At 63.4% G+C, this 11,925-nt stretch carries 7 protein-coding genes; 4 read left to right on the plus strand and 3 right to left on the minus strand.

What is annotated here, in order from left to right:
- Positions 1-142: 142 nt before the first annotated feature.
- The 3 genes from acnA to AKG11_RS20625 all read left to right on the plus strand — a co-directional run bounded on the left by acnA (position 143) and on the right by AKG11_RS20625 (position 4,745).
- A complete protein-coding gene (gene acnA, locus AKG11_RS20615; RefSeq protein WP_050745317.1) occupies positions 143-2,914 on the plus strand; it encodes an aconitate hydratase AcnA in 2,772 nt (923 codons plus the stop codon).
- Positions 2,915-3,242: 328 nt separating this feature from the next.
- Complete coding sequence (locus tag AKG11_RS20620) at positions 3,243-3,962, plus strand: DUF1223 domain-containing protein (RefSeq protein WP_245290180.1); 720 nt, start codon at positions 3,243-3,245, stop codon at positions 3,960-3,962.
- Positions 3,963-4,370: 408 nt separating this feature from the next.
- A complete protein-coding gene (locus tag AKG11_RS20625; RefSeq protein WP_023516198.1) occupies positions 4,371-4,745 on the plus strand; it encodes a DUF2794 domain-containing protein in 375 nt (124 codons plus the stop codon).
- A 4-nt stretch (positions 4,746-4,749) separates the two neighbouring features.
- On the opposite strand, the gene AKG11_RS20630 is transcribed toward AKG11_RS20625, so the two are convergent.
- The 3 genes from AKG11_RS20630 to AKG11_RS20640 form a co-directional block, all read right to left on the minus strand.
- A complete protein-coding gene (locus AKG11_RS20630) occupies positions 4,750-5,301 on the minus strand; it encodes a GNAT family N-acetyltransferase (RefSeq protein ID WP_023516199.1) in 552 nt (183 codons plus the stop codon).
- A 141-nt stretch (positions 5,302-5,442) separates the two neighbouring features.
- The gene (pyc, locus tag AKG11_RS20635) at positions 5,443-8,901 is read right to left on the minus strand and encodes a pyruvate carboxylase (protein ID WP_050745318.1); all 3,459 of its coding nucleotides are present in this window, start codon (positions 8,899-8,901) and stop codon (positions 5,443-5,445) included.
- A gap of 217 nt (positions 8,902-9,118) precedes the next feature.
- The gene (locus AKG11_RS20640) at positions 9,119-9,859 is read right to left on the minus strand and encodes a LuxR family transcriptional regulator (RefSeq protein ID WP_023516201.1); all 741 of its coding nucleotides are present in this window, start codon (positions 9,857-9,859) and stop codon (positions 9,119-9,121) included.
- A 301-nt stretch (positions 9,860-10,160) separates the two neighbouring features.
- On the opposite strand from AKG11_RS20640, the gene AKG11_RS20645 reads away from it, so the two are divergent.
- On the plus strand, positions 10,161-11,918 hold the full coding sequence (locus AKG11_RS20645; RefSeq protein WP_024271351.1) for a glucan ABC transporter ATP-binding protein/ permease: 1,758 nt from the start codon (positions 10,161-10,163) through the stop codon (positions 11,916-11,918).
- Positions 11,919-11,925 lie beyond the last annotated feature (7 nt).

Here is an 11,925-nt window from a genome sequence, read left to right on the forward strand (position 1 = left end):
GTGAATTTGATGATCAGCGCCGAACGCGGGAGTGATTTCCGGGTACGGACAGCGGAAATGGCCGCACCCGCATCCCGAAGGGCTTTTTGCGCGCGGGCGTTCGTACGTCAGTTTCTGGCGACCAGACGGAACGGGGTATAACGTGTCCAGATCCCTAGACAGTTTCCAATGTCGTACGACCTTGACGGTGAACGGCATCGACTATGTGTATTACAGCCTGCCGAAGGCCGAGGCGAACGGGCTTTCCGGGGTTTCGAGGCTGCCCTATTCGATGAAGGTTCTGCTTGAGAACCTCCTGCGCTTCGAGGACGGCCGTTCGGTCACCAAGGAGCACATCCTGTCGGTCGCCGCATGGCTGAGCAACAAGGGCACGGTGGAGAACGAGATCGCCTATCGCCCGGCGCGCGTGCTGATGCAGGACTTTACCGGCGTTCCCGCGGTCGTCGACCTTGCGGCGATGCGCGATGCGATGGTCTCGCTCGGGGGCGACCCGGAGAAGATCAACCCGCTCGTTCCCGTCGATCTCGTCATCGACCATTCGGTCATCGTCGACGAGTTCGGCACGCCGACCGCCTTTGCCCGCAATGTGGAGCTCGAATACGAACGCAACGGCGAGCGCTACCGCTTCCTGAAATGGGGCCAGCAGGCCTTCAAGAACTTTCGCGTGGTGCCGCCGGGCACGGGTATCTGTCATCAGGTCAATCTGGAATATCTGGGCCAGACGGTCTGGACCAAAGAGGAAGACGGCGAGACCATCGCCTATCCGGATACCTGTGTGGGCACGGACAGCCACACGACGATGATCAACGGGCTCGGCGTTCTCGGCTGGGGCGTCGGCGGTATCGAGGCGGAGGCGGCCATGCTCGGCCAGCCGGTCTCCATGCTGCTGCCCGAGGTCATCGGCTTCAAGCTGACGGGCAAGCTGAAGGAAGGCGTGACGGCGACCGACCTGGTGCTGATGGTCGTGCAGATGCTGCGCAAGAAGGGCGTGGTGTCGAAGTTCGTCGAGTTCTTCGGCCCCGGCCTTGACAACATGACGCTGGCCGACCGCGCGACGATCGGCAATATGGGTCCGGAATACGGCGCGACCTGCGGCTTCTTCCCGGTCGATGCCGAGACGGTCAACTATCTCACCATGTCCGGCCGCGACGAGCAGCGCATCGCGCTGGTCGAGGCCTATTCGAAGGCTCAAGGCATGTGGCGTGACGGCGACGGTTCCGACCTCGTCTTCACCGACACGCTGGAGCTCGACCTTAGCGCCGTGGTTCCGGCGATGGCCGGCCCGAAGCGCCCGGAGGGCCGCGTCCCGCTGGAAAGCATCGCCGCGGGCTTTGCGAGCGCCATGGACAACGACTACAAGAAGCCGGGCCAGCTTGAGAACCGCTACCCGGTCGAGGGCACGGATTACGACCTCGGCCATGGCGACGTGGCGATCGCCGCCATCACCTCCTGCACCAACACGTCGAACCCGTCGGTGCTGATCGCCGCCGGGCTGCTCGCCCGCAACGCGGTCGCCAGGGGCCTGAAGACCAAGCCGTGGGTGAAGACGTCGCTGGCGCCGGGATCGCAGGTCGTCGGCGAATACCTTGCCAGGTCCGGCCTGCAGGCCGATCTCGACGCGCTCGGCTTCAACCTCGTCGGCTTCGGCTGTACGACCTGCATCGGCAATTCCGGCCCGCTGCCGGCGCCGATCTCCAGGACGATCAACGACAAGGGGCTGATCGCCGCGGGCGTCCTGTCGGGCAACCGCAACTTCGAGGGCCGCATCTCGCCGGATGTCCAGGCGAACTACCTCGCCTCCCCGCCGCTCGTCGTCGCCTATGCGCTGGCCGGTTCCGTGCAGAAGGACCTGACGAGCGAACCGCTCGGCGAGGACAGGGACGGCAAGCCGGTCTATCTCAAGGACATCTGGCCCTCCTCGCAGGAGATCCAGGCCTTCATCCTGAAATACGTCACCCGCGCGCTCTACGCCGCCAAATATGCCGACGTCTTCAAGGGCGATGCCAACTGGCAGGCCGTGCAGGTGCCGGCGGGCCAGACCTATGCCTGGGACGACCAGTCGACCTATGTGCAGAACCCGCCCTACTTCGTCGGCATGGGCAAGACCGGCTCGGGCCTGTCCGACATCAAGGGCGCGCGCGTGCTCGGCCTCTTCGGCGACAAGATCACCACCGACCACATCTCGCCGGCCGGCTCGATCAAGGCGGCCTCGCCCGCCGGCAGCTACCTGATCGGCCATGGCGTCGGCGTTGCCGACTTCAACCAGTACGGCACGCGGCGCGGCAATCACGAGGTGATGATGCGCGGCACCTTCGCCAATATCCGCATCCGCAACCACATGCTCGGCCCGAACGGCAAGGAGGGTGGCTACACGATCCACTATCCCTCCAGGGAAGAGATGTCGATCTACGACGCGGCGATGAAATACAAGCAGGAGGGCGTTCCGCTCGTCATCTTCGCGGGCGTGGAATACGGCAACGGTTCCTCGCGCGACTGGGCGGCCAAGGGCACCAACCTTCTCGGCGTCAAGGCCGTGATCGCCCAGTCCTTCGAGCGCATCCACCGCTCCAACCTCGTCGGCATGGGCATCGTGCCCTTCGTCTTCGAGGACGGCACGACCTGGGCCTCCCTCGACCTCAAGGGCGACGAGACCGTCACCATCGAGGGCCTGGAAGGCGACATCAAGCCGCGCGAGAAGAAGATCGCAACCATCACCTATGCCGACGGCACCGTGAAAAACGTCCCCCTCCTCTGCCGTATCGATACACTCGACGAGGTCACATACATGAACAACGGNGCCGACGGCACCGTGAAAAACGTCCCCCTCCTCTGCCGTATCGATACACTCGACGAGGTCACATACATGAACAACGGCGGTATCCTGCAAACCGTCCTAAGAGACCTCGCAGCTTGAACGGTTTCAGTGCCCCACCCACCGCCATCATCCTCGGGTTTAACCCGAGGATCCATGCGGCACCTGCGGCTGTGGATGGCCGGGTCAAGCCCGACCATGACGGAGGGGAGGTTGGGCGGACTTGATCAACAGTCTCATGCCGGGGTTGCAAACCCCGGCATTTCTATTTTCCGGAGCATTTTTCTCAGCTATGAAGCTCACTCCATCGTGACTTCCTGTTGAAGCGGCAAGCGCGTATGACGGGCTCAAAAGGCTGGCCACGGCCGGCGCTCCACTGGAAATGATCATGCCGAGACCGCATATATCGCACTGTCTGGCGATCCTGCTGATGCTGGGAGCCGGCATTGACGCTGCCCATGCCGGGGAGACCATTCGTCCCAAGGGTGTCGTCGAGCTGTTCACCAGCCAGGGGTGCTCGTCCTGCCCGCCCGCCGACAAGGCGCTGGAGACGCTGGCGCGCGAGGGCGAGGTGGTCGCGCTCTCCTACCATGTCGATTACTGGAACTATCTCGGCTGGGCCGACACGCTCGCCTCCAAGGACAATACCGACCGGCAATATGCCTATGCCCGCATGTTCGGCCGCAACGGCGTCTACACGCCGCAAGCCGTGCTGAACGGCCGCGAGCACATCAACGGCGCCGACATCACCGGCATCCGCTCGCGGATCAGCGCCATGCCCGGCGAGAGCAAGGGCCTCGAAGTGCCTGTCGATGTCGAGGTGAAGAACGACGAACTGCGCATCCGCGTCGGCCCCGGCGAAGGCAAGGCCAACATCGTCATCGCCTATTTCGAGCGCGAGCGCACGATCAACATCGACAAGGGCGAGAACCGCGGCAAGACCGTGAACTACTGGCACGCCGTCACCGACATGGAGACGATCGGCATGTGGGAGGGCAAGGAGACCAACCTGGTCCTGCCTGCCGACATGCTGAAGAAGAAAAAGAAGTCCGGCGGCTGCGCCGTGCTGCTCCAGCGCATGCGCACGGCCGATACGCCCGGCGCCATCCTGGGCGCGACGGTGCTGACCGGCGACAAGGCTACGCGATAACATCCGCATAGGGCACAGCGCCTGCGGGTGCCTTGCGGAAACAGCTTGGGAAAAACGAACAACCTGGAGCGCGCAAGCGTTTCAGGGGAGGTCCGGTCCGGCTTCTTCGAGGGGCTTGGGGCTTGAGGGTTCGAAGAAAGACGGACCGGACCTGGACGAAGTCACCGGCAACGGAATACAGGGCGACTTCGACAGACGCCGCCCGTACCGCGCCGGCTTCCCGCACAAGGCAGCGGGCCGGTACAAGCTGCGACCGGCGAACTCTCTCCTGTAATTTGGGCGTCTGTTTGTCTGAATTGCGGCGAGACGGATTTTTGCGAAACCGCCCGGATCGACCAGCCGCCTTGCATTTCGACACCGCTCAGGCACACTGTCATCGAGCCGTCATGCACCAAGCGCGGAGATTCGATGACCGACCAGCCGGATTTGCAGGCTTCCAACGTCGTGGTCGACCTGCTGGACTATCGAAACGGCAGGGATCCGCTGCCGGTGACCTTCCATCGACGCGAGCTCGACGCAATCCTCTGGGTCTACGGCCGCATGGTCGGCGAGGGAGAGTGGCGGGACTATGCCATCGACCATCTGCGCGACAGGGCGGTGTTCTCTGTCTTCAAGCGTTCCGGCGAAATGCCGCTCTACCGAATCGAGAAAAACCCCAAGCTCGCTGCCAAGCAGGGTGCCTACAGCGTCATCAACACACACGGCACCATCCTGAAGCGCGGCCATGAGCTGAAACAGGTGCTGAAGGTCTTCGACAAGGTGCTCCGTCTCGTCGAGACGTGAAGCCTTACGCCATCGTTCCCGGAAAAACCGCCGCCGACGGCTCGGTTTGCGCACCGTCGCCGAGCGCGCGCTGCATGAAGACCGTGTCGAGCCAGCGCCCGTGCTTGAAGCCGGTTGCCGTCATGTGACCGCTGTGCACGAAACCCGCCGCGCTGTGCACGGCGATGGAGGCGGGGTGCGCCCCACCGATGACCGCCACCATCTGCCGGAAGCCGAGCTCCGTGCAGCGGCGGATCAGTTCGGCCAGCAGCGCCTTGCCGACGCCCTTGCCGCGTGCTTCCGGCGCCAGATAGACCGAATCCTCGACCAGCCAGCGATAGGCCGGCCGCGTGCGGAAGGCCGACGCATAGGCATAACCGAGGATGAGGCCGGTCTGCTCCACCGCAACGATGTAGGGATAGCCCCTGTCGGTGATCGCCTTGAATCGAACTTCCATCTCGTCGAGCGACGGCGGGTCGATCTCGTAGCTCGCCACCCCGTTCAGCACGGATTCGCGGTAGATTTCGGTGAAGGCGGAAATATCGCCGAGGGCGGCGGTGCGGATGACGAAGCTCATGGAAGCCTCAAGGTCTCGAAGGCGATTTCAGAAAAAGCGAGCGCCGGTTTTGCGTCCGAAACGGCCTGAAAACAAGAGAAGGATGTGGAATGGAGCGCCCATCCCACATCCTTTCTCGATTTTACGTCCTCACACCGCCGGTCAGGCGCCGTAGACGATCAGCAGGTCCTTGGCATCGATCTGGTCGCCGGCGCGCACCAGAACCTCGGAAATCGTGCCGTCCTTTTCCGCATGCAGCGCCGTTTCCATCTTCATCGCCTCGATGGAGAGCAGCACGTCACCGGCCTTGACCGACTGGCCGGCCGAAACCGAGACCGTCGAGATGACGCCGGGCATCGGCGCGCCGAGATGCGCGGCATTGGCGGTATCGGCCTTCCGGCGCACGGCCGAGGTGGCGGCACGGTTGCGATCCGGCACCTTGATGAGGCGCGGCTGGCCGTTCAGCTCGAAGAACACCTTGACCATGCCCTGCGCGTCCGGCTCGCTCCTCGCCTGGTGCAGAATGACGAGGGACTTGCCCTTCTCGATTTCCGGCTGGAGCTCCTCACCCGGCGCAAGCCCGTAGAAATAGGCCGGCGTCGGCAGCACGCTGACCGGACCATACATGTCGGCGGCCGTTGCGTAGTCGGTGAAGACCTTCGGATACATCAGATACGAGGCGAACTCGAAATCGTCGACCTTGCGCTCCAGCTTGTCTTCGATCGCCTTGCGCTCGGCATCGAGATCGGCGGCCGGCAGCAGCGAGCCGGGCACGGCCGTATAGGCCGCCTCGCCCTTCAACGCCTTCTTCTGGAGGCCTGCCGGCCAGCCGCCCGGGGGCTGGCCGAGGTCGCCCTTCAGCATGGAGACGACGGAATCCGGGAAGGCGATGTCTTTTGCCGGGTTTTCCACGTCGGCCACGGTGAGATCCTGGCTGACCATCATCAGCGCCATGTCGCCGACCACCTTGGACGACGGCGTCACCTTGACGATGTCGCCGAACATCTGGTTGGCGTCGGCATAGGCCTGGGCGACACGGTGCCACTTGGTCTCGAGGCCGAGCGAGCGCGCCTGTTCCTTGAGATTGGTGAACTGGCCGCCCGGCATCTCGTGCAGGTAGACTTCCGAGGCCGGCCCCTTGAGGTCGCTTTCAAAGGCAGCGTACTGGAAGCGGACGGCCTCCCAGTAGAAGGAAATGCGACGGATCCATTCCGGATCAAGGCCCGGATCCCGTTCGGACCCCTTCAACGCCTCGACGATCGAGCCGAGGCAAGGCTGGGACGTGTTGCCGGACAGTGCGTCCATCGCCGCATCCACCACGTCGGCACCGGCTTCGACGGCCGCAAGCACGGTCGCGGCCGCGATACCCGACGTGTCGTGGGTATGGAAATGGATCGGCAGGTCCGTTGCCTCGCGCAGCGCCTTGAAGAGCACGCGCGCGGCCGCCGGCTTCAGGAGACCGGCCATATCCTTGACCGCGATCATATGAGCGCCGGCCTTTTCGAGATCACTCGCAAGGGCCGTGTAGTATTTCAGGTCGTATTTCGGGCGGGCGGAATTGAGAAGGTCGCCGGTATAGCAGATCGCCGCCTCGCAGATGCGGTTCTCCTCCGCCACCGCGTCCATCGACACACGCATGTTGTCGACCCAGTTGAGGCAGTCGAAGACGCGAAAAACGTCGATGCCGCCCTTCGCCGCCTGACGGACGAAGTATTTGACGACATTGTCGGGATAATTCTTGTAGCCGACGCCGTTCGCCCCGCGCAGCAACATCTGGAGCAGCAGGTTCGGCGCGTCCTCGCGGATGCGGGCGAGGCGATCCCACGGGTCTTCCGTCAGGAAGCGCATGGAGACGTCGAAGGTGGCGCCCCCCCAACATTCCAGCGAGAAGAGCTGCGGCAACGCCCGCGCATAGGTACCGGCGACACGCGCGATGTCGTGGGTGCGCATGCGGGTGGCCAGCAGCGACTGGTGGCCATCGCGCATGGTCGTATCGGTGAGGAAGACCTGGTTCTGCGCGCGCACCCATTCGGCGAACTTCTTCGGCCCGAGCTCATCGAGCTTCTGCTTGGTGCCGGCGGGGATATCGCCCTCGATGAAGGGCACGACGGGCTTGGCGACATCGGCCGGCGGCTTCGGACGGCCCTTGGCTTCCGGGTGGCCGTTGACGGTGACGTCGGCGAGATAGGTGAGCAGTTTCGTCGCGCGGTCCTGGCGCTTCACCTGCTGGAAGAGCTCCGGCGTCGTGTCGATGAAGCGGGTCGTATAGCTGTTGTCGCGGAATTTCTCGTGGCCGATGATCGCCTCGAGGAAGGTGAGATTGGTGGCGACACCGCGGATGCGGAACTCGCGCAGCGCGCGGTCCATGCGGGTGATGGCCTCCAACGGCCCCGGCGCCCAGGCCGTGACCTTGACGAGCAGCGGATCGTAGAAGCGGGTGATGACCGCGCCCGGATAGGCCGTGCCGCCGTCCAGACGGATGCCGAAGCCGGAGGCCGAGCGGTAGCCGGTGATGCGGCCATAGTCGGGAATGAAGTTCTGTTCCGGGTCTTCCGTGGTGATGCGGCACTGCAGCGCATGCCCATTGAGGCGGATGTCTTCCTGCTTGGGAACGCCGGATTCCGGCGTGCCGATCGCCTCGCCGTCGAGGATGTGAATCTGCGCCTTGACGATGTCGATGCCAGTCACGACCTCCGTGACGGTGTGCTCGACCTGGATGCGCGGGTTCACCTCGATGAAGTAGAACTTTCCGGTATCGACATCCATCAGGTACTCGACCGTGCCGGCGCCGACATAGTTGGTCGCCCGGGCGATCTTCAGCGAATAGTCGGCCAGTTCCTGGCGCTGCGCCTGGGAAAGGTAAGGCGCAGGCGCCCGCTCGACGACCTTCTGGTTACGGCGCTGGATGGAGCAGTCACGCTCGAAGAGATGCACGACATTGCCGTGGGTGTCGCCGAGGATCTGGCTTTCGACGTGACGAGCGCGCTCGACGAGCTTTTCAAGATAGACCTCGTCCTTGCCGAAGGCGGCCTTGGCCTCGCGCTTGGCTTCCGTCACCTCGCGGATCAGGTCCTTCGGGTCGCGGATGGCGCGCATGCCGCGTCCGCCGCCGCCCCAGGAGGCCTTGAGCATGACGGGATAGCCGATTTCGGCGGCCAGACGGTGGATTTCCGTCTCGTCATCCGGCAGCGGATCGGTGGCGGGCACGACGGGTACGCCGACGGAAATGGCGAGATTGCGCGCCGCGACCTTGTTGCCGAGCTGGCGCATCGTATCGGGCCGCGGGCCGATGAAGGTGATGCCGGCAGCATCGCACGCATCGACGAATTCCGGGCTTTCCGACAGAAGGCCGTAGCCGGGATGGATGGCATCCGCGCCGGAAAGCCTGGCGACGCGGATCACCTCGTCGATCGACAGGTAGCTCTCGATGGGGCCGAGATCCCGCGAAAGATGCGAGCCGCGGCCGATCTGGTAGCTTTCGTCCGCCTTGAAGCGATGCAGCGCCAGTTTATCCTCTTCCGCCCATATCGCGACCGTTTTGAGCCCCAGTTCATTGGCCGCGCGGAACACGCGAATGGCGATTTCAGAACGGTTGGCGACAAGGATCTTGGAAATGGGCAAGTCGGACTCCTCAATGACTTGGAAGCGGGAAATGCTGCACCCGCGAAGAGAATTATTAGCGGGTAATTTTCAAAGTTCAATTTTGGAGTCGCCATCCGGCGAAAGATTTGCGGCGGAGAGCGCAATTTCTGCAAAGACAGGCCGGTGCCGGCGCAAGGCTCTTGCGCAGATCAATGAGGATACGGCGTTTTCGTAAAGCGCGGTTCGCCACGAAGGCTCAGGAGACGAGCCCCAGCCGGAAGGCAATGGCGATGGCATGGTGCCGGTTGCGCGCACCGAGCTTTTCCTGGATGCCGTTCATGTACCAGTCCACCGTATGGCTGGATATGCCGAGAACACGGCCGATGTCGTGGGAGGTCATGCCTTCGGCAAGCAGGCTGAGCGCCTCCATTTCGCGGCGCGTCAATTCCACATCCACCACCGCCGAAAGACGGGCGGCAGCGTCCGGATCGGCGGCATGGATGAGCTTCCAGTAGAGCCGTCGCGCGATGCTGTCGAACAGCCCGACCTCCACGCTCTCCAGATCGATCGGCTTGCCGCCGAGGCTGAGGCTGCCGAGAAGCCCCCGGCGGCCGTGAACGGGGAAGACGTAGCCATCCTCCAGCCCATTCTGGCGCGCATCCACCATCATGCGCTCCATGCGCTTGCGATGCGGGCTGAGGCGGAAGGCACCGAGCGTGTCGCGCCAGCGGAAACCTGCCTGCGCATGGCCGAGATAACGCACCGTCGGATCGACCTGCATATAGCGCTTGCGCATATAGGTTTCCGGCCAGCCCTTGGGCCAGTGGCCGGCAAGCAAGAGGCTCGGCGGATCTTCCACCGGCTTCGGCGCCTGGAGAAGCCCGTAGTAGTCGAACCCATACAACTTGATGAGACGTTCGAACTCGGCCGTGGTTTCCTCCCGGCCGCGCAACTCGTCGATCAGTGCAAGAAACTGCACCAGCAAGTTGATCTTCATGTGCCCCGCGCTTGAATAGCTTTGTTAAGCAACTGATAAAGCTGAACCCGGCCGCAATCGACCCAAGCGCCCCATTCATTGTCCCCATCTGACAGATGGCAGGAAGGCGGCGGGAAAATCAATCGCTTTGCATGCATGGCAGACCTGAAATCGCATAATCACGCAAGATTTCACCCGAGTCATGAAATTTGCTTGACTGGGAAGAACTTTTGCCTCTTCCGCTGATTAATACGCTGAGCCAAGGGACAGAAGGTGCCAACGCTGCACCGCACAACAGGTATCGCCGGAAAGGCCCGCATTCGTGTCTTTGTTTCAGGTCTATGCAAGAGCCCTCAGCTATCTCGGGGTCTACAAGCTCCGCGTCGGCTCGGTCGTCGCCGCCAACATCGTGCTCGCGGTGATCGCGATTGCCGAGCCGATCCTGTTTGGCCGCATCATCGATGCCATTTCCACCAAGGGTGACGTGACGCCCATGCTGCTCCTGTGGGCTGGTTTCGGCCTGTTCAACACGATCGCCTTCGTGCTCGTTGCGCGCGAGGCCGACAGGCTGGCGCATGGCCGGCGGGCGAGCCTGCTGACGGAAGCCTTCGGCCGCATCATCTCCATGCCGCTCGCCTGGCATAGCCAGCGCGGCACCTCCAATGCGCTTCACACCCTGCTGCGCGCCTGCGAAACGCTGTTCGGCCTCTGGCTCGAATTCATGCGCACACACCTTGCCACCGCCGTCGCGCTCGTCCTGCTCATTCCCACGGCATTTGTGATGGACTACCGCCTCTCGCTGGTGCTCGTGGTGCTCGGCGTACTCTATGTCATCATCGGCAAGGTCGTGATGAACCGCACCCGCGAGGGCCAGGCTTCGGTCGAAAACCATTATCACACCGTCTTCTCCCATGTGTCGGATTCGATCAGCAACGTCTCGGTCGTGCATAGCTACAACCGAATCGAGGCCGAAACGCGGGAGTTGAAGCGTTTTGCCGAGCGACTGATCAATGCGCAGTATCCGGTGCTCGACTGGTGGGCACTCGCCAGCGCCCTCAACCGCATCGCCTCGACGATCTCGATGATGACGATCCTCGTCATCGGCACGGTGCTCGTGCAGCGGGGCGAGATCAAGGTGGGCGACGTCATTGCCTTCATCGGCTTCGCCGGCCTGCTGATCGGTCGCCTCGACCAGATGAAGGCCTTCGCCACGCAGATCTTCGAAGCGCGTGCGAAGCTGGAAGACTTCTTTTCGCTGGAGGACGCCGTCAAGGAGCGCGAGGAACCGACCGGCGCGGGCGATCTCGGCGACGTCAAGGGCAAGGTCGAGTACCGCAACATCAGCTTTGACTTCGCCAACGCCACCCAGGGTGTCAACGACGTCTCCTTCACGGTGGAGGCCGGCCAGACCGTCGCCATCGTCGGCCCGACGGGTGCCGGCAAGACGACGCTGGTCAACCTGCTGCAGCGCGTCTACGAGCCGAAGTCCGGCCAGATCCTCATCGACGGTGTCGACATCTCGACGGTGACACGCAAATCGCTGCGCCGCTCGATCGCCACCGTGTTCCAGGATGCGGGCCTGCTCAACCGCTCGATCTCCGACAATATCCGCCTCGGGCGCGAAGGCGCCACACAGGAAGAAATCGAGGCGGCGGCGGCGGCGGCGGCGGCAGGCGATTTCATCACCTCACGCCAGAGCGGCTACGAGACCCATGTCGGCGAGCGCGGAAACCGCCTTTCGGGTGGCGAGCGCCAGCGCATCGCGATTGCCCGTGCAATCCTGAAGAACGCACCGATCCTTGTGCTCGACGAGGCGACCAGTGCGCTCGACGTAGAGACGGAGGCGCGCGTCAAGGCGGCCATCGATTCCCTGCGCCGCAACCGCACGACCTTCATCATCGCGCACCGCCTGTCGACGGTCCGCGAAGCCGATCTCGTCGTCTTCATGGATCACGGCAAGATCGCCGAAATGGGGACGTTCGACGACCTCAGCCAGAGCAACGGCCGCTTCGCCGCCCTGCTGCGCGCCAGCGGCATCCTGACGGATGACGACGTGCGCAAGAGCCACACGGCCGCCTGAACCGCCG

Source organism: Shinella sp. SUS2 (genome assembly GCF_001262505.1).
GTDB lineage: Bacteria > Pseudomonadota > Alphaproteobacteria > Rhizobiales > Rhizobiaceae > Shinella.